19 protein-coding genes are annotated in these 18,706 nt (G+C 63.0%); 9 read left to right on the forward strand and 10 right to left on the reverse strand.

Translation table 11 applies throughout. From position 1 onward, the window contains the following. Positions 1-253: 253 nt before the first annotated feature. Positions 254-448, forward strand: coding sequence for a hypothetical protein (locus J7E36_RS22090; RefSeq protein ID WP_215007849.1), 195 nt, complete (start codon positions 254-256; stop codon positions 446-448). 158 nt (positions 449-606) lie between these two features. On the opposite strand, the gene J7E36_RS22095 is transcribed toward J7E36_RS22090, so the two are convergent. From J7E36_RS22095 to J7E36_RS22125, 7 genes are all read right to left on the reverse strand, one after another. Further along, positions 607-1,146 carry a DUF2058 domain-containing protein gene (locus J7E36_RS22095; protein ID WP_215007852.1) on the reverse strand — a complete coding sequence of 180 codons (540 nt, stop codon included), beginning with the start codon at positions 1,144-1,146 and terminating at the stop codon, positions 607-609. A 26-nt stretch (positions 1,147-1,172) separates the two neighbouring features. Continuing rightward, positions 1,173-2,006 (reverse strand): nucleoside triphosphate pyrophosphohydrolase, encoded by an 834-nt coding sequence (gene mazG / locus J7E36_RS22100; RefSeq protein ID WP_215007856.1) that lies wholly within the window; start codon positions 2,004-2,006, stop codon positions 1,173-1,175. Between the two features lie 139 nt (positions 2,007-2,145). Further along, a complete protein-coding gene (gene relA / locus J7E36_RS22105) occupies positions 2,146-4,392 on the reverse strand; it encodes a GTP diphosphokinase (protein WP_215007860.1) in 2,247 nt (748 codons plus the stop codon). A gap of 101 nt (positions 4,393-4,493) precedes the next feature. Then, positions 4,494-5,864 (reverse strand): 23S rRNA (uracil(1939)-C(5))-methyltransferase RlmD, encoded by a 1,371-nt coding sequence (gene rlmD, locus J7E36_RS22110; RefSeq protein ID WP_215007875.1) that lies wholly within the window; start codon positions 5,862-5,864, stop codon positions 4,494-4,496. Then, positions 5,864-6,766: a cysteine synthase CysM gene (gene cysM, locus J7E36_RS22115; RefSeq protein ID WP_215007878.1), complete on the reverse strand. Its 903-nt coding sequence runs from the start codon at positions 6,764-6,766 to the stop codon at positions 5,864-5,866. Before cysM ends, rlmD begins: the two co-directional genes overlap by 1 nt. 130 nt (positions 6,767-6,896) lie before the next feature. Then, positions 6,897-8,267: a sensor histidine kinase gene (locus J7E36_RS22120; protein ID WP_215007881.1), complete on the reverse strand. Its 1,371-nt coding sequence runs from the start codon at positions 8,265-8,267 to the stop codon at positions 6,897-6,899. Beyond that, a complete protein-coding gene (locus J7E36_RS22125) occupies positions 8,254-8,976 on the reverse strand; it encodes a response regulator transcription factor (RefSeq protein ID WP_215007884.1) in 723 nt (240 codons plus the stop codon). The genes J7E36_RS22120 and J7E36_RS22125 overlap by 14 nt, the downstream gene beginning before the upstream one ends. 207 nt (positions 8,977-9,183) lie before the next feature. On the opposite strand from J7E36_RS22125, the gene J7E36_RS22130 reads away from it, so the two are divergent. The 4 genes from J7E36_RS22130 to J7E36_RS22145 all read left to right on the forward strand — a co-directional run bounded on the left by J7E36_RS22130 (position 9,184) and on the right by J7E36_RS22145 (position 14,024). Next, the gene (locus tag J7E36_RS22130) at positions 9,184-11,934 is read left to right on the forward strand and encodes a response regulator (protein WP_215007887.1); all 2,751 of its coding nucleotides are present in this window, start codon (positions 9,184-9,186) and stop codon (positions 11,932-11,934) included. A gap of 66 nt (positions 11,935-12,000) precedes the next feature. Continuing rightward, entirely contained in the window at positions 12,001-12,990 is a 990-nt protein-coding gene (locus J7E36_RS22135; protein ID WP_215007891.1) for a 2-hydroxyacid dehydrogenase, read from the forward strand. Between the two features lie 195 nt (positions 12,991-13,185). After that, entirely contained in the window at positions 13,186-13,620 is a 435-nt protein-coding gene (locus J7E36_RS22140; protein WP_215007894.1) for a hypothetical protein, read from the forward strand. Continuing rightward, positions 13,620-14,024, forward strand: coding sequence for an META domain-containing protein (locus J7E36_RS22145; RefSeq protein WP_215007896.1), 405 nt, complete (start codon positions 13,620-13,622; stop codon positions 14,022-14,024). Before J7E36_RS22140 ends, J7E36_RS22145 begins: the two co-directional genes overlap by 1 nt. 46 nt (positions 14,025-14,070) lie before the next feature. Here J7E36_RS22145 and J7E36_RS22150 read toward each other — a convergent pair whose 3' ends face one another. Beyond that, complete coding sequence (locus tag J7E36_RS22150; RefSeq protein WP_215007899.1) at positions 14,071-14,538, reverse strand: TlpA family protein disulfide reductase; 468 nt, start codon at positions 14,536-14,538, stop codon at positions 14,071-14,073. A 111-nt stretch (positions 14,539-14,649) separates the two neighbouring features. Between J7E36_RS22150 and arsC the strand changes: the two genes are divergently transcribed. From arsC to J7E36_RS22165, 3 genes are read left to right on the forward strand one after another with little or no spacing between them, the layout of a single operon-like run. Continuing rightward, a complete protein-coding gene (arsC, locus tag J7E36_RS22155; RefSeq protein ID WP_215007902.1) occupies positions 14,650-15,003 on the forward strand; it encodes an arsenate reductase (glutaredoxin) in 354 nt (117 codons plus the stop codon). Further along, a complete protein-coding gene (wrbA, locus tag J7E36_RS22160; protein ID WP_215007905.1) occupies positions 15,000-15,605 on the forward strand; it encodes an NAD(P)H:quinone oxidoreductase in 606 nt (201 codons plus the stop codon). Before arsC ends, wrbA begins: the two co-directional genes overlap by 4 nt. Beyond that, positions 15,598-16,023: a DUF2069 domain-containing protein gene (locus tag J7E36_RS22165; protein WP_215007908.1), complete on the forward strand. Its 426-nt coding sequence runs from the start codon at positions 15,598-15,600 to the stop codon at positions 16,021-16,023. The genes wrbA and J7E36_RS22165 overlap by 8 nt, the downstream gene beginning before the upstream one ends. A gap of 100 nt (positions 16,024-16,123) precedes the next feature. On the opposite strand, the gene J7E36_RS22170 is transcribed toward J7E36_RS22165, so the two are convergent. Both J7E36_RS22170 and ttcA read right to left on the reverse strand, forming a co-directional pair. Continuing rightward, positions 16,124-16,798, reverse strand: coding sequence for a DNA-3-methyladenine glycosylase I (locus J7E36_RS22170; protein WP_215007911.1), 675 nt, complete (start codon positions 16,796-16,798; stop codon positions 16,124-16,126). A gap of 66 nt (positions 16,799-16,864) precedes the next feature. After that, positions 16,865-17,689 carry a tRNA 2-thiocytidine(32) synthetase TtcA gene (gene ttcA, locus J7E36_RS22175; RefSeq protein WP_215007913.1) on the reverse strand — a complete coding sequence of 275 codons (825 nt, stop codon included), beginning with the start codon at positions 17,687-17,689 and terminating at the stop codon, positions 16,865-16,867. A 303-nt stretch (positions 17,690-17,992) separates the two neighbouring features. Here ttcA and J7E36_RS22180 point away from each other — a divergent pair, with 303 nt between their 5' ends. Further along, the gene (locus tag J7E36_RS22180; RefSeq protein WP_215007915.1) at positions 17,993-18,595 is read left to right on the forward strand and encodes a Yip1 family protein; all 603 of its coding nucleotides are present in this window, start codon (positions 17,993-17,995) and stop codon (positions 18,593-18,595) included. Positions 18,596-18,706: the final 111 nt, after the last annotated feature.

The raw sequence follows: 18,706 nt of genomic DNA on the forward strand, positions 1-18,706 counted from the left end.
TCATCGGCTGTGACCTCTTCGCGAGCAGGCTCGCTCCACAAAGGGGTGGTCCAGGCCTCGTGTCAGCAACATGAAACCTTCTTCATAAACCCAACCTGCGACCAAACGCCGCGCCCTGCCTGGCTTGCAGCATTGTTGCGATTTTCATGAAAGCTTCTTAACGAAGCGGAGCATTTACTTAGCAGGCTATCCAAATCTATAACAAAGGCCTGCACACGCCTTGCTGCAGATGACAGAAACTGGAGTTTGCAAGATGACTGTGAAAGTGAATGAACGCGACGATGACCACATGTCCCACGAAGCCATCGCGGCCGGTATCCAGATCTGGGACGTTCGGCAACAGGATCTGTTGGTGGGGATGTTCCATTCCGAGACGGAGGCCAACCGCTACAAGGCGGAGCTGGAGCGCGAAGAGCAGCAGCGCGCCCATGAGATGACAGAATCCTGAACGGCTGAAAACGACTTGTGGGAGCGGGCTTGCTCGCAAAGGCGGTATGTCAGGAACATTAATGTCGACTGACCCACCGCATTCGCGAGCAAGCCCGCTCCCACAGGGTTTAGTGGCTCCCAAGGGTTGGGTATTAGCTCACTGGCATTGCGCCAGGCTTACCACATCAAATCATCCGGAATCTGATACGCCGCGTACGGATCGTCGGCATCCACTTCTTCGGTCTGGGTGTTGAGCTGGACGATGCGCTTGGGGTCGCGCTCCTGGATCTTCAGGGCCGCCTCGCGGGGGATCACTTCGTAGCCGCCGGCGTGGTGGACGATCGCCAGCGAGCCGCTGCTCAGCTTGTTGCGCATCAGGGTATTGACCGAGATGCGCTTGACCTTCTTGTCGTCGACGAAGTTGTAGTAGTCCTCGGTGGTCAGCTTCGGCAGGCGCGAGACTTCAATCAATTGCTTGATCTGCGCGGCCCGGGCCTTCTGCTCGACCTTCTCCTGCTGCTGACGATTGAGTTCCTGGTCGCGCTTGACCTTCTCGGCCATGGCTTCCTGGGCGGCACGCTGCTGGGAGTCATCCAGTTCAACCTGGCCTTTGTGGGCCAGGCGCTGCTGCTTCTGTTTCTCTTTGCCGACCTGCTTGGCCTGCTTTTGGTTGACCAGCCCTGCTTTGAGCAACTGGTCGCGAAGGGAAAGGCTCATGGTGCTTACTCACTTAGGCAACGGCCTCAGCCACAGCTGGGCAAATTCTTTTCCTGACGTTTGGCTTCGCCCCACAAGGCGTCCAACTCTTCGAGGGTGCAATCTTCCATGGGACGGTGGGTGTCGCGCAATGCCTGTTCGATAAATCGCAAGCGTCGCTCGAACTTGGCGTTGGCGCCGCGCAATGCGGTTTCCGGATCGATTTTGAGATGGCGAGCCAGATTGACGACCGAAAACAACAGATCGCCGATTTCATCGGCCACCGCCACCTGATCGTTTTCCGACATGGCTTCGAGCACTTCGCCCAGCTCTTCCCGAACCTTGTCGAGCACCGGCAAGGCGTCCGGCCAGTCGAAACCGACCTGAGCGGCACGCTTTTGCAACTTGGCCGAGCGCGACAAGGCGGGCAGGGCTGCGGGTACATCGTCGAGCAACGACAGTTGCTCCGGCGCCGAGGCTTTCTCGGCCCGTTCCTCGGCCTTGATTTCTTCCCAGCGCTGTTTGACCTGCTCTTCGCTCAGACGCGGCGTGTCCATGGGCGCATACAGGTCACCGCTGGGGAACACGTGGGGGTGGCGACGGATCAGCTTGCGGGTGATGCTGTCGACCACGCCGGCGAATTCGAAGCGGTTTTCTTCCCGGGCCAGTTGGCTGTAATACACCACCTGGAACAACAGGTCACCCAACTCGCCCTGCACATGATCGAAATCGCCGCGCTCGATCGCATCGGCCACTTCGTAGGCTTCTTCCAGGGTATGGGGGACGATGGTCTGCCAGGTTTGCTTGATGTCCCACGGGCAACCGTACTGCGGGTCGCGCAGGCGGTTCATCAGGTGGAGCAGGTCTTCAAGGCTGTACATCGGACAATCTCATGACGTGAATCCCTGTGGGAGCGAGCCTGCTCGCGATAGCGACAGTGGCCTCAACCTCTTTAAAACTGACCTACCGCTATCGCGAGCAGGCTCGCTCCCACATTGGACTGTGTTTAACAGTGCCCGCTTACCCCGGCGTCCGGTTACGCCGGGTCTCGATGATGTTCGGCAACTGGGAAATCCGTCCCAGCAACCGGCCCAGCGCATCCAGGCCCGGAATCTCGATGGTCAGGGACATCAGCGCAGTGTTGTCTTCCTTGTTCGAGCGGGTGTTGACCGCCAGCACGTTGATCCGCTCGTTCAACAACACCTGGGACACATCACGCAGCAGCCCGGAGCGGTCGTAGGCGCGGATGACGATGTCCACCGGGTAGGTGAGCACCGGCACCGGGCCCCAACTGACCTGGATGATCCGCTCCGGTTCACGGCCGCCCAGTTGCAGCACCGAGGCACAGTCCTGGCGGTGAATGCTGACGCCGCGGCCCTGGGTGATGTAGCCGACGATCGCATCCCCCGGCAATGGCTGGCAGCAGCCGGCCATCTGGGTCATCAGGTTGCCCACGCCCTGAATCTGGATATCGCCGCGCTTGCCGGGCTTGTAGCCAGTGGCCTTGCGCGGGATCAGCTCCAGTTGCTCGTTGCCGCGCTCCGGCTCCACCAGTTGCTGGGCCAGGTTGACCAGTTGCGCCAGGCGCAGGTCGCCGGCACCGAGGGCGGCGAACATGTCTTCGGCGGTTTTCATGTTGGCCTTTTCGGCCAGCTTGTCGAAATCCACCTGCGGCAAGCCCAGGCGACTGAGTTCGCGCTCGATCAGGGTCTTGCCGGCGGCGACGTTCTGGTCGCGGGCCTGCAACTTGAACCAATGGACGATTTTCGCCCGCGCCCGCGAAGTGGTGATGTAGCCCAGGTTCGGGTTCAGCCAGTCGCGGCTCGGCGTGCCGTGCTTGCTGGTGATGATCTCGACCTGCTCACCGGTCTGCAGGCTGTAGTTGAGCGGCACGATCCGCCCGTTGATCTTGGCGCCACGGCAGTTGTGGCCGATCTCGGTGTGGACCCGATAGGCGAAGTCCAGCGGCGTCGCGCCCTTGGGCAGGTCGATGGCGTGGCCGTCGGGGGTGAAGATGTAGACCCGGTCCGGCTCGATGTCCACCCGCAGCTGTTCCGCCAGGCCACCGATGTCGCCCAGCTCCTCGTGCCATTCGAGGACCTGGCGCAGCCAGGAGATTTTCTCTTCGTAGTGATTGGACCCCGACTTGACGTCGGTGCCCTTGTATTTCCAGTGGGCGCAGACGCCCAGCTCGGCTTCCTCGTGCATGGCGTGGGTGCGGATCTGCACTTCCAGCACCTTGCCTTCGGGGCCGATCACCGCGGTGTGCAGCGAGCGATAGCCGTTTTCCTTGGGGTTGGCGATGTAGTCGTCGAACTCCTTCGGAATGTGCCGCCACAGGGTGTGGACGATGCCCAGCGCGGTGTAGCAGTCGCGCATTTCCGGGACCAGCACGCGAACGGCGCGAACGTCGTAGATCTGGCTGAACTCCAGGCCCTTGCGCTGCATTTTGCGCCAGATCGAATAGATGTGCTTGGCCCGGCCACTGATGTCGGCTTCCACGCCGGTGGCCTGCAACTCTTCGCGCAACTGGGTCATCACGTCGGTAATGAAGCGCTCGCGATCCAGGCGCCGCTCATGCAACAGCTTGGCGATCTGCTTGTATTGGTCCGGCTCCAGGTAGCGGAAAGACAGGTCTTCCAGCTCCCACTTGATATGACCGATGCCGAGGCGGTGGGCCAGGGGCGCGTAGATGTCGAACACCTCGCGGGCGACACGGTTGCGCTTTTCGTCATCGGCGGCCTTGACGGCGCGGATCGCGCACGTGCGTTCGGCCAGCTTGATCAGCGCGACGCGCACGTCGTCGACCATTGCCACGAGCATCTTGCGCAGGTTTTCCACCTGGCCCTGGGTGCCGAGGACCATCGACTGGCGCGGGCTGAGGCTGGCGCTGATGGCGGCCATGCGCAGCACGCCGTCGATCAGCTTGGCGACCACGGTGCCAAAGCGCTGGCTGACCGCCGGGAGCTGGATCTGGCCTTCGCGCACGCCACGGTAAAGCACCGCTGCCACCAGTGAATCCTGGTCGAGCTTGAGGTCGACGAGGATCTCCGCGATCTCCAGGCCCGTCTGGAAACTCGAGGTGCCTTCGGACCAGAGGTTCTTCGCCGCGTTATGTTGCTGCTCCGCCTCACGGGCGAACTCGCAGGCTTCCTTCAAGGCTTCACGATCCAGCACCATGTCGATGCTGACCGCGTGATCGAGCCAAGCCTCGAGATTGATACTGCCGTCGGTGTTGATCGGCTGGTGTGCTCTCACCTGTACCATCGTTGCTTACCTTCCCTACGACGCAGATTCAATGCGTCAATATCGCTGACCTTCATTGCCCGTGTGTCCGCCCAAGGCCTTGGCGGGTTGGCACGAACGGGTCAGTCGGACAAGCCATCCTGGCTCGCTTCAAATAACGCCATGGCCTCGACATGTGCCGTCTGAGGAAACATATCGAGAATCCCGGCACGTTTTAACCGGTAGCCCTGCTTGATCAATTCGACCGTGTCCCGGGCCAAAGTTGCCGGGTTGCACGATACATACACCAACCGTCTGGCGCCCAGGGACGCCAGCGTGCGCACCACCTCGAAAGCACCGTCACGGGGTGGGTCCAAGAGTACCGCAGAAAAGCCTTCGCCGATCCATTCGGCACCCGCCAGGGGCTGGGATAAATCGGCCTGAAAAAAGGCAGTGTTATTCAAATTGTTGCTGACAGCGTTGGCCGCCGCGCGGTCCACCATGGTCTGCACGCCTTCCACGGCCACCACCTCGCGCACCTTCCTTGCCAGCGGCAAGGCAAAGTTGCCCAGGCCGCAGAACAGATCCAGTACCCGCTCCTCGGGTCGAGGCGCCAGCCATTGCAAGGCCTGGGCAATCATCGCCTCGTTGACCCCGGCGTTCACTTGGATGAAATCCCCCGGTCGGTAAGCCAGCTCCAGGTCCCAGGTGTCCAGGCGATACCCCAGGGCCAGGCCCGGTTCGACCGGTTGTGGCTCGCCTTCGCCGTGCAGCCACAGCTGGGCTCCATGGGATGCGCAGAAATCCTTGAGGACCGTCAGGTCGACTTCCGACAGCGGCGCCATATGCCGCAGCAACAGCGCCAGGGACGAGCCGGCGAACAACTCCACATGCCCCAGCGCCTGGGGTTTGCCCAGGCGTCGGAGCATGTCCGGCAAACCGCTCATGATCGGCTGCAAGGGCTGTACCAGCACCGGACAATCACCGATGGCCACAATGTCCTGGCTGCCGACGGCGCGGAAACCGACCTCGAGTTTTTTCGCCTTCTGGTCCCAGCGCACCGCCACGCGGGCACGGCGCCGGTAGCCGAGTTCGGGGCCACTCAATGGCGCCGCCCATTCCTGCGGCTGCACGCCGGCCACCCGCGACAACTGCTCGGCGAGCATGCGCTGTTTCAGGGCAAGTTGTTCGCCATGGGGCAAATGCTGGACGCTGCAACCGCCACACCGGCCGGCATGGATGCACGGCGCCGGACGCCGCAATTCGCTGGGCAGGAACACGCGCTCGGTACGGGCCTCGACCACTTTGCCGTGGGCACCCAGCACCCGCGCTTCGACCTCTTCACCCGCCAGGGCACCGATGACAAACCAAGTGCGCCCCTCGACAAAGGCGATGCCCCGGCCGTCATTGGCCAGGCGCTCGATGGTCAGGCGCTGCTTTTTACCGGTGGGCACTTGCGGGGCCCGGCTTCCGCCGCTGGGCTGGAAGCGCAGGCCTCGTTCTTGCCTGGCCATCAGTTGGGCGCGTCGAAAATGCCGGTCGACAGGTAGCGGTCGCCGCGGTCGCAGATGATCGCGACGATCACTGCATTTTCAACCTCCTTCGACAGGCGCAGCATTCCCGCCACGGCACCGCCTGAAGACACGCCGCAAAAAATGCCCTCCTCGCGCGCCAGGCGCCGGGTCACGTCCTCGGCTTCGGCCTGGGCCATGTCGATGATGCGGTCGACGCGATCGGCCTGGTAGATCTTCGGCAGGTATTCTTCAGGCCAGCGACGAATACCGGGGATGGCCGCGCCTTCCATCGGTTGCAGGCCGATGATCTGCACGTTCGGGTTCTGTTCCTTCAGGTAGCGCGAGGTGCCCATGATGGTACCGGTGGTGCCCATCGAACTGACGAAATGGGTGATGGTGCCGCCGGTCTGGCGCCATATCTCGGGCCCGGTGGTGGTGTAGTGGGCCTCGGGATTGTCGCCGTTGGCGAACTGATCGAGCACCTTGCCACGCCCCTCGGCCTGCATGCGCTCGGCCAGGTCACGGGCGCCTTCCATGCCTTGCTCCTGGGTCACCAGGATCAACTCGGCGCCGTAGGCGGTCATGGCTGCCTTGCGTTCGGCGCTGGAGTTGTCGGGCATGATCAGGATCATCTTGTAGCCCTTGATCGCCGCCGCCATCGCCAGGGCGATACCGGTGTTGCCGGAGGTCGCCTCGATCAGCGTATCACCCGGCTGGATCTGCCCGCGCAACTCGGCACGGGTGATCATCGACAACGCCGGCCGGTCCTTGACCGAACCCGCCGGGTTATTCCCTTCGAGCTTGAGCAAAAGCGTGTTGCTGGTGGCGCCGGGCAAGCGCTGCAAACGAACCAGCGGCGTGTTACCGATGCAATCGGCGATGGTGGAGTACTGCAAAGTCATGGCGTATTCGCAATCCGGGCTGCGGGGGCGCCTATCATACCGGCAAACCCGGCGAGGCCATATCACGCAAAGTGAGGTGGTTATGGCTTATGGGAATAAGCGCGCAAGCTGCAAGCTGCAAGCGACAATTTCATATTCCCCCTGTGCAAGGCTCATTGGCGGTTAGACGCAGGTTAAGGCGCAGGCCCTTCCCTGCATTCTCCGCCCACATCCGCCCGCCCTGGCGCCGCACCGCATTGCACGCGATGCTCAAGCCCAGTCCGAAACCACCATCACCCGGGCGGGAGCCGTCGAGGCGGATGAAGGGATCGAAGATACGCTGCAAATCCTGCTCGGCCACCCCGCCGCCTTCGTCCTCCAGCCACAGGTGCCAGAACGGCCCCTCGCGCCGGCCCTCCAGCCGCACGACGCCGCCGGGCGGTGAATGGCGGATGGCATTGCGCAGGACATTTTCCAGCGCCTGGGCCAGGGTGTTGAGATTGCCCTGGACCCAGCAGTCGGCGCCCACCGCGCAATGCAGCTGGGCAGCCGGCCAACCGCTTTCATAGCAGGCATTTTCGGTGAGCATTTCCCACAGCGCCTGGACCTGGATCGCCTCGCCTGGCAGCGGCGCGCGTTCGGTGTCGAGCCAGGCCAGTTGCAAGGTGTCGTCCACCAGTCGCTGCATGCCCCCCACTTCTCGAGCGACGCGTTCGCGCAGTCGAGTCAGGTCCTGCTCGCTTTCACTCGCCACCTGCAAGCGACTGAGCGGCGTGCGCAGTTCATGGGACAGGTCGCGCAGCAGTTGTTGTTGCAAGGCGACCGTGGTTTGCAGACACTCGGACATGTGATCGAAGGCGCGACCCAACTCACCGAGTTCATCGGTCCGGTTGGTGGTGCGGCTGGACAGGCGCACGTTCAATTGATCGGCGCGCCAGGCGTTGGCCTGTTCGCGCAACTGATTGAGTGGCACCACCAGCAAGCGATACAGGCCCACACACAACAGCAGCGTGAAGAGTCCGGGAATCACGCCGTTGGTGATCACCCGCCAGAACACCCGGTACCGCCCCGGCAGGAAGCGCTCGGGCAGTTCGATCACCAGGCTGCCGGCAGACGGATCCTCGGGAAATGGCACCCGCAGCCATGGTCGGCCTTTCTTGTGGATGGGCCAATCGAGGCCGCGCAGGAAGGTCAGGCGCTGGATCTCGTGGTCGGTCAACGGACGTTCGCCCAGGGATTGCAGGTCACCGCCAATCACGCCGACCCAACTCGCTTCACGCTGCTGCATGCCTTGTAACCAATGCTCGACGCCCGCCTGCTGTCCGGCATACCAGGCTTGCTCGGCTTCGGCGGCATAACGGCTGAGCGTGCCCCGGGCTTCGTCCGAGAGGAACTGGTTGCGCACTTCCATGTAGCGCCCCCAGGACCAACTCAACCCGATCATCAGCAGACAGAACGCCACCAGCAGGCACGCGAGTTTCCAGAACAGCGAATGCCGGCCCGGCAGGTCAGAGCGTTTCATCGTCGGCACTCAACACATAACCCTTGCCCCACACCGTGCGTACCTGCCGCGCGCTGTAGTCGATGGCCTTGAGCTTGCGGCGGATCTGGCTGACGTGCATGTCCAGGCTGCGGTCGTGGGGGGCATAACCGCGTTGCAGCACCTGCTGATAAAGGAAGGCCTTGCTCAGCACTTCATTACCGCTGCGCTGCAAGACGTCCAGCAGGCGGTATTCGCTGCGGGTCAGGCCAGCCCATTGGCCGCCAACATGGACATCGCCGCGTTCCTCATCGAAGGTCAGGTCCTTGGCCTGGCACCCGACCGCCACCGGTGCCGGCCGTCGGTCCAGGGCCACCCGGCGCAGAATGGCCTCGATGCGCACGTGCAGCTCCGCCATGCTGAACGGCTTGGGCAAATAGTCGTCTGCACCCAGGCGAAAGCCACTGATGCGGTCCGCCTCGGCGCCCAGGGCTGACATCAGCAGCACAGGGGTCGAATGGCTCTGACGCAAACGGGTCAACACCGCGAGGCCGTCCAGGCCCGGCAGCAGGATGTCCATCAGCACCACGTCGAAAGCCTGCCGGCAGGCGATGTCCAGGCCCTCCTGGCCGTTCTGGCACCAAGTCACGTCGAAGCCGCTGCGGCCCAGGTGCTCATGGACATAAGCGCCCAGCACGGGATCGTCTTCGATGGAGAGGATGCGCGGGTGAGCGGTGGAAGTGGGAGTCATGAGTATCTGCAAATAATTCTCAGTTGAGCGATTATTCAAGATCGATCCGCCCGAGGCAACCGCCGCGTACCTGCATGGGTCATGTGGGTCGCCACAGCGATGCGCGAATTTACGAAGATTGCCCGCCTGCAAATCGCTACACTGCGCAGGTATTGCGTGCCGGATGCGCGCAAAGCTCAATCAGACCGCTGGATGCAGGAGACAAGTGTGCTCAAGAAACTGGGAATCAAAGGCCGCGTGCTGTTGCTGACCCTGTTGCCGACCAGCCTGATGGCGCTGGTCCTGGGCGGCTATTTCACCTGGATGCAGCAATCGGACCTGCATGCCCAGTTGCTGCAACGCGGGGAGATGATCGCCGAACAGCTGGCCCCGTTGGTCGCCCCAGCCATGAGCCGACAGGACACCGAACTGCTGGAACGCATCGCCACCCAGTCCCTCGAACAAACCGACGTGCGTGCCGTGACCTTCCTCGCGCCTGATCGCTCGCCGCTGGCCCACGCCGGCCCGACCATGCTCAACCGCGCGCCGGAAGGCAACAGCACCCAATTGCTGCAACGCACCGGCAACGATGCCACCCGCTACCTGCTGCCGGTCTTCGGCAAGCACCGCAACCTGGCCGGCGAACTGATTCCCGAGGAAGCCGACCGCTTGCTGGGCTGGGTCGAACTGGAGCTGTCCCACAGCGGCATGCTGCTGCGCGGTTATCGCAGCCTGTTCGCCAGCCTGTTGCTGATCGCCGCCGGCCTGGGCCTCACCGCGCTGCTGGCCCTGCGCATGGGCCGCACGATCAACCGCCCGCTGAGCCAGATCAAGCAGGCCGTGGCGCAACTCAAGGACGGCCACCTGGAAACCCGCCTGCCACCGTTGGGCAGCCAGGAACTGGATGAGCTGGCATCGGGCATCAATCGCATGGCCAGCACCTTGCAGAATGCCCAGGAAGAATTGCAGCACAGCATCGACCAGGCCACCGAGGACGTGCGCCAGAACCTGGAAACCATCGAGATCCAGAACATCGAGCTGGACCTGGCCCGCAAGGAAGCCCTGGAAGCGAGCCGGATCAAATCCGAATTCCTGGCGAACATGAGCCATGAGATCCGCACGCCGCTCAACGGCATCCTTGGCTTCACTCATCTCTTGCAGAAAAGCGAACTGACCCCGCGCCAGCTCGACTACCTGGGCACCATTGAAAAATCCGCCGACAGCCTGCTGGGGATCATCAACGAGATCCTCGATTTTTCGAAGATCGAAGCCGGCAAGCTGGTGCTCGACAGCATCCCGTTCAACCTGCGGGACCTGTTGCAGGACACCCTGACCATCCTCGCTCCCGCCGCCCACGCCAAACAGCTGGAACTGGTGAGCCTGGTCTACCGTGACACGCCGCTGTCGCTGGTGGGCGATCCACTGCGCCTCAAGCAGATCCTCACCAATCTGGTGAGCAACGCCATCAAGTTCACCCGCGAGGGCACCATCGTTGCCCGCGCCATGCTCGAAGACGAACACGAAGACAGCGTGCAGTTGCGCATCAGCATCCAGGACACCGGCATCGGCCTGTCCGCCCAGGACGTGCGGGCGCTGTTCCAGGCATTCAGCCAGGCCGACAACTCGCTGTCGCGGCAACCCGGCGGCACCGGCCTGGGCCTGGTGATTTCCAAGCGCCTGGTGGAGCAGATGGGCGGCGAGATCGGCGTCGACAGCACACCGGGCGAAGGCTCGGAGTTCTGGATCAGCCTGCGCCTGCCCAAGACCCGCGACGATGCCGAGGACCTGCCCGGCCCGCCGCTGCTGGGCCGGCGCGTGGCGGTGCTGGAGAACCATGAACTGGCCCGCCAGGCCTTGCAGCACCAACTCGAAGACTGTGGTCTTCAAGTGACCCCGTTCAACACCCTGGAAAGCCTGACCAACGGCGTCACCGTCGCCCACCCGACCGACCAGGCGATTGACCTGGCCGTGCTGGGCATCACCAGCAACGACATGCCGCCGGAGCGCCTCAACCAGCACATCTGGGACCTCGAACACCTGGGCTGCAAGGTGCTGGTGCTGTGCCCCACCACCGAGCAGACGCTGTATCACCTCTCGGTGCCCAACCCCCACAGCCAGTTGCAGGCCAAGCCGGCCTGCACCCGCAAGCTGCGCCGCTCGCTGTCGGACCTGGTCAACCCGCGTCCGACCCGCAGCGAGCCCAACGAACCGATCGCCAGTCGTGCGCCGAAAGTGCTCTGCGTGGACGACAACCCGGCCAACCTGCTACTGGTGCAGACGCTGCTCGAAGACATGGGCGCCAAGGTGCTGGCGGTGGACAGTGGGTATGCCGCAGTCAAGGCCGTGCAGAAGGAAACCTTCGACCTGGTGCTGATGGACGTGCAGATGCCCGGCATGGACGGCCGCCAGAGCACCGAGGCGATCCGCCAGTGGGAAAGCGAGCGGCATTGTACGCCGCTGCCGATCGTCGCCCTCACCGCCCACGCCATGGCCAACGAAAAACGCGCCCTGCTGCAAAGCGGCATGGACGACTACCTGACCAAACCCATCAGTGAACGGCAACTGGCCCAGGTGGTGCTCAAATGGACTGGCCTGGCGCTGCGCAATCAGTCGCCGGAACGCAACGGCGATGCCCAGGCCGGCGGCGAACTGCTGGTGCTCGATCACGAAGAAGGCCTGCGCCTGGCCGCGGGCAAGGCTGACCTGGCGGCAGACATGCTGGCAATGCTGCTGGCCTCCCTGGAAGCCGACCGCGAAGCGATTCGCCAGGCCAGCGAGGCCAATGATCACAACGCCCTGATCGAACGGGTCCACCGCCTGCATGGCGCCACGCGCTACTGCGGCGTGCCGCAATTGCGCGCCGCCTGCCAGCGCAGCGAAACCCTGCTCAAGCAACAGGACCCAAAAGCCGCTGCCGCCCTGGAGGACCTGGAGCGCGCCATCAACCGGCTGGCGAGCGAGGCGCGTATCAGCGCCTGACCCAGCGCAATAACCGCCGGGGCAATCGCGGCTAAGCTGAGGCCATTCCAGCATCAGGAGGCCGCCATGCGCGTGATTCTTTTCAGCAGCCAGCCCTACGACCGCGACAGTTTCAGCAACGCACCGGGTGCCGCCGGCCATGAGTGGCAGTTCCAACCGGCCCGGTTGAACCTGGACACCGTGGCCCTGGCCGCACGCCATGAAGTGGTGTGTGCGTTTATCAACGATGACCTGAGCGCCCCGGTGCTGGAGCGGCTGGCCCACGGCGGCACCCGGCTGATCGCCCTGCGCTCGGCCGGCTATAACCACGTCGACCTGCCGGCCGCCAAGCGCCTGGGGCTGGACATCGTGCGGGTGCCGGCCTACTCGCCCCACGCGGTTGCCGAGCATGCCGTGGCGCTGATCATGGCACTCAATCGTTGCCTGCACCGCGCCTACAACCGGACCCGCGACGGCAACTTCAGCCTGCAAGGGCTCACCGGCTTCGATCTGGTAGACAAGATCGTCGGCGTGATTGGCACCGGGCAGATTGGCGCGACGTTTGCGCGGATCATGGCCGGCTTCGGTTGCCGGTTGCTGGCTTACGACCCCTACCCCACCCCCCAGCTTGAAGCGCTGGGAGCCCGTTACTTGCCATTGCCGGAGCTGCTGGCGCAGGCACAGATCATCAGCCTGCACTGCCCGCTCAACGAACAGAGCCACCACTTGATCAATGCCCAAACCCTGGCGGCGATGCGACGCGGCGCCATGCTGATCAACACCGGGCGCGGCGGGCTGGTGGACACACCGGCGTTGATCGAGGCGCTGAAAAGCGGCCAGTTGGGCTACCTGGGGTTGGACGTCTACGAGGAAGAGGCCCAGTTGTTTTTCAAGGACCGCTCCGACCAGCCGCTGCAGGACGACGTGCTGGCACGGCTGCTGACTTTCCCCAACGTGATCGTCACCGCGCACCAGGCGTTCCTGACCCATGAAGCACTGGCCGCGATCGCCACCACCACCCTGGACAACATCACAGCCTGGGCGAACGGCACGCCGCAAAACCGGGTGGATGACTAAAACCAAATCCACACCGAATCCCCTGTGGGAGCGAGCCTGCTCGCGATAGCGGTCTGCCAGTCGACATTCATGCTGGCTGATGCGCCGCCATCGCGAGCAGGCTCGCTCCCACAGGGGGATAAGCGGGAGTTCGTCGCATACGGACCATGCCTACCCAGATCGCGTGCTAGCATGTCGCGCCTATTTGGAGGACCCATGGCCGAACACGATTTCCGCTACACCCTGATGAACCCCCAGCACACCTTGACCGAAGTCCGCGCCCTGGCGCCGGGCCGCTATCAGGTCACTGGCAACGGCGGGTCGATCCAGGCCAACGATGTACTGCTGGTGACCCTCAAGGGCAGCAAGGATTTGTCCATGCGCCTGACCGTGGACACCGTTCGGCACCTGCTCAAGCCCATGGGCCAATGGACCGCCATGACCACAGGGCCAGTGTTCGGCGAACTGGCGATCCACACCTGGCAGGTCAACTGCGACCGCTGCGCCAAGGAACTGAGCTTCGAATTCGCCGTCGATGCCAAGCTCGGCACCAAGGCCCAGAAGCCGGCCGCCAGCGCGCGCATCGCCGAGCTGGGTTGGACCACGGTCGGTGAAAAACACCTGTGCCCGACCTGCCAGGAAGCTGTCTGATGAAACGTATGGCCCTGTGCGCGTTGATTGGCATGAGCCTGATGGGCTGTGCCGCTGAACCTGTGCAACTGCAACACAACCGCAGCTATATCCTGGAATGGATTGGCGAACGGCCGTTGATGGACTACAGCCACCTGACCATCACCCTTGGGGATGACGGTCGCGCCTATGGCAACGGCGGCTGCAACCACTGGTTCGCCCCCTACACCCTGGAAGGCCACCGTTTGAGCTTCGGCAAGGTCGGCAGCACCCGCAAACTCTGCGCCCCCGCCGTGATGGAGCAGGAAGCGCGCTTTTTGCAGGCACTGGAAAAGATCGAGCGCTGGGACATCGCGCCCAACGAGCAGATGCGCTTCTGGCCGGCCGAGGGCAAGCCGCTGCGCTGGTGGTTGGAAGAGGGCTGAGCTCCGGCCCCCCTGATCGTTCCCACGCGGAGCGTGGGAACGATCGTCACTTCAGCGCCTGCAACGCCTCAAGCTTGGCCATCACCCCCGCCGCTGTCTGCTCCCCGAGCAACTGCTCGCGCACCTTGCCCTGGTTGTCGATGATGTAGGTCACCGGCAGCCCTTCGCTGCGCGGCAGGTCGAAGATCTCGGCGGGGTCCCGGGCCAGCACGGTGAAGCGGATGCCCATCTTGTCGCTGGCGGCCTTCAGTTCCTCGCCTTGTACCTGATCGAAATTGACCCCGAACACGCCGACGTGGCGGCCCTTGAGCTGCTCGGCCAAGGCGTTGAACTCGGGGATTTCCGTGCGGCACGGCGCGCACCATTCCGCCCAGTAGTTGAGCACCAGCCATTGCTTGTCCAGCCGCTGCGAGGCGATAGCCTGGCCGTTCTGGTCCACCCCGTAGTCGTTGCCGCAGCCGGCGAGCAACAAAATGCCCATGAATGTCAGTGCCGCCATCAATCGCCTTGCCATGTGCCAATCCTTGTCTGAAGGTGAGCTGCCGCGACCCATTGCCCCTGTCTGTGCCTGGGACCTCGCGGCACAGTAGAATAGCCGCCACCTTACGCAAGATGCGACCCGCTCATGACCGATCTGACGCTTTATCACAATCCGCGCTGCTCGAAATCCCGCGGTGCGCTGGAACTGTTGGAGGCCCGAGGCCTGGCACCCACCGTGGTCCGCTACCTCGAAACGCCGCTCGACGCCGCGCAACTCGAGCGCTTGCTGGGCAAGCTGGGCATTACCGCCCGGCAACTGCTGCGTACCGGCGAAGAAGAATACAAAAGCCTCAACCTGGCTGACGAAAGCCTGAGCCAGGCACAGTTGATCGCCGCCCTCGCTGCCCACCCGAAACTCATGGAGCGGCCAATCCTGGAAACCGCTGACAAAGCCGTGATCGGCCGTCCGCCGGAGAAGATCCTGGAGATCCTGCCGTGAGCACGCCGTATATCCTGGTGTTGTATTACAGCCGCAGCGGCTCCACCCACGAAATGGCCCGGCAGATTGCCCGCGGCATCGAGCAGGCCGGGCTGGAGGCCAGGTTGCGCACGGTGCCGGCAATTTCCACCGAGTGCGAAGCGGTGTCGCCGGACATCCCCGAGCAGGGCCCGCTGTACGCCACCCTCGATGACCTGAAAAACTGCGCCGGCCTGGCCCTGGGCAGCCCGACCCGGTTCGGCAACATGGCTGCGCCGTTGAAGTATTTTCTCGACGGCACCAGCAACCTGTGGCTGACCGGCGCCCTGGTGGGCAAGCCGGCCGGGGTGTTCACCTCCACGGCCAGCCTGCATGGCGGCCAGGAAACCACCCTGCTGTCGATGATGTTGCCGCTGTTGCACCACGGCATGTTGATCACCGGCCTGCCCTACAGCGAATCGGCGCTGATCGACACCGAGGGCGGCGGTACACCGTACGGCCCGAGCCATCACGCCGGAAGTGACGGCAAGAGTGGCTTGAACGAACACGAAGTCGCGCTGTGCCGGGCCCTGGGCTCGCGCCTGGCGAAGACTGCCCGGTTGCTGGAGAACGGCCGTGGCTAAGAAGCCGAAGATCCTGCCGTCCACCCACTGGCTGGAACCGCGCGTCCGTATCGCCCGCGTCCTCAGCCTGCTGTGCTTTTTCGGCCTGGTGGCTTTGCTCAGCGGCTACTACCTGCTGATCGCCGACCTGCATGGCGCCCGGCCCTGGGTCATCCTGCTGATCGAGCTGGTGCCGCTGCTGATCCTCGCACCCGGCATGCTCACCGGCAGCGCCCGCGGGCACTCGTGGATGTGTTTCGTGGTGAACCTGTATTTCATCAAGGGCGCGCTGGCGGCGTATGACCCGAACCGGCAACTGTTCGGCGTGCTGGAAATGCTGGCGAGCCTGGCGGTGTTCTGCTCGGCGCTGTTGTATGTGCGCTGGCGGTTTCAGTTGAATCGGCGGTTGGCGGGTGAAGGTGATATCTCCGTCGCCTGACAGACCGCCTTCGCGAGCAAGCCCGCTCCCACAAGGGGATTTGTGAACGCCACAGATCCAGTGTGGGAGCGAGCCTGCTCGCGATGAATGCGACTCGGTGTCAGTGATTCACGGTATACGCCAGCATCATCGAGATCTGGCTCATTGGCCGCCCACCACTCTCTTCATGCCAGCGGTTGAAAGCATTCTGCACCGTCGCCAGGCCCCGCAGGCTGGTGGGGACTTTGTCGACGATCTTCTGGGCAACGAGCGCTGCCACCACGTCATAGCTGGGCACGAAGGTGTCCTTGCCCATCATTCGTAAGAAGCGCGGCGCCGAAAGGCCGCCCAGTTGATGGCCGTGCTTTTTCAGGTAAGTCCACAGGCCGACGATGTCGGTCACCGGCCAATCGGCGATCAGCGCGCCGAAACTGCCCTTCTCATGGGCCACGTCCAGAATCAGTTGGGCGTTGCGCGGCACGCTCCTGAGCTTGCCCAGGTGCCGGATGATCCGCGCATCCTGCATCAGCCGCTCCAAGTGTTCGGCACTCATCAGCACGACTTTTTCCGGGTCGAACTTGAAGAACACTTCTTCGAACGCGGGCCACTTGGCGTCCACCAGGCTGTGCTTGAGACCGGCGCGAAAAACCCGCAACGCCAGGGTCGAGAGGTAGCGGTCATCGCTGATCTTGCGCAGTTGCGCCGGGGTCTTGGGCACCGGCAGGTGGGCTTCCAGTTTCGCCGCCGAACCGAAGCGGTTCAGACAATACTCGTGCAGCCACTTGTAATCGCGCATGCCCTCTCCTGGGGTCCGAATGAAAACGGCGCTCGCGAGCGCCGTCGATATGAGGTCTTGGCGTCGTCAGAGGTTCACTACATTGACGAAGCGCGAAGCGGCGCTTTCGTCGATGCGCAGGTTGGTGAAGTCGAACAGATTGCGGTCCGCCAGTTGCGATGGGATGACGTTCTGCAAGCCACGGAAAATGCTTTCGGTACGCCCTGGATTCTTGCGCTCCCACTCCTGGAGCATCTCCTTGACCACCTGGCGCTGCAGATTTTCCTGGGAGCCGCAGAGGTTGCAGGGAATGATCGGGAATTGCTTGAAATCCGAATAAGCCTGGATGTCTTTCTCAGTGCAGTAGGCCAACGGCCGGATTACCACGTTGCGCCCGTCATCGGCGCGCAGCTTGGGCGGCATGGCCTTGAGCGAACCGTTGTAGAACATGTTCAGGAAGAATGTTTCGACGATGTCGTCGCGGTGGTGCCCCAGGGCCATCTTGGTCGCACCGATCTCGTCGGCGAAGGTATACAGCGTTCCGCGGCGCAGGCGTGAGCACAGCGAGCAGGTGGTCTTGCCCTCGGGAATCAATTCCTTGACCACCGAGTAGGTGTCCTTCTCGATAATGTGATATTCCACGCCCAGCGATTCGAGGTAAGCCGGCAACACATGCTCGGGAAAACCGGGCTGCTTCTGGTCCATGTTCACGGCGACGATCTCGAACTTGATCGGGGCAACCTTCTGCAGGTGCATCAGCACGTCGAGCATCGTGTAGCTGTCCTTGCCGCCGGACAGGCAGACCATGACCTTGTCACCGTCCTCGATCATGTTGAAATCGGCGACCGCCTCACCGGCCAGGCGGCGCAGGCGCTTTTGCAGTTTGTTCTGGTTGACCGTAAGAGTGCCCATGACGCGAAATCCGTGAGGTGTGACGAAAGGCCGGCATTATTGCAAAGCGGCAAGCAGCAAGCTACAAGCGGCAAGCTCAAGCCGAACCCCTGCCGCTGTTTCTTGCGGCTGACAGCTTGCAGCTTGTAGCTATCCGCAATTACCCCTTAGCCCAACAGTGCAATTTGCTCTAAGCCCTCGGCACAACTCCTTTCTATACTGCGTCATAAGGTCGCACACACATTCAGACCTTTACTTACTTGGCCACTTGGCCCGTAGGCGCTCCGTTGGGGGGCGATGGCAATAACAAAGGAGTGACTGACTATGATCCATCATGTCGTGGGGCTCTTTACCCACCCTGATCAAGAATGGAAGGAAATCCGTGGCGATCAGGAGGAAAGCATCAGCCACATGTACCTGACCCACACGCTGATCCTGGCGGCCATTCCGGCGGTGTCGGCGTTTATCGGCACAACGCAGGTGGGCTGGGTCATCGGCAGTCGCCCCCCCGTGATGCTGACCCAGGAAAGCGCGCTGTGGATGACCGTCATGTCGTACCTGGCGATGCTTGGCGGCGTGGCAGTGATGGGGGCTTTCATCCACTGGATGGCCCGCACCTACGATGCCAACCCAAGCCTGGCCCGTTGCGTCGCGTTTGCCACCTACACCGCCACACCCCTGTTCATCGGCGGCCTGGCGGCGCTCTACCCGCACATGTGGCTGGGGATGATCGTCGGCACGGCAGCGATCTGCTACACGGTCTACCTGCTGTATGTGGGCTTGCCGACCTTCATGAACATTCCCCAGGACGAAGGCTTCCTGTTTTCCAGCTCGGTGCTGGCCGTCGGCCTGGTGGTGCTGGTCGCCATCATGGCGTTCACCGTGATTGTCTGGGGGCTGGGCGTCGGCCCGGTGTATACCAACTGAATGATTGAAGCGCTCCTGTAACACATGAACCTGCCAACACAGGCCGCCGCAAGGCGGCCTGTGTTGGCCACGGTCGAAACGACCACTGGGCGCCCAAGCGATTCGCAACGG

The sequence above is a fragment of the Pseudomonas fluorescens genome (genome assembly GCF_018614775.1).
Taxonomy (GTDB): domain Bacteria; phylum Pseudomonadota; class Gammaproteobacteria; order Pseudomonadales; family Pseudomonadaceae; genus Aquipseudomonas; species Aquipseudomonas fluorescens_BY.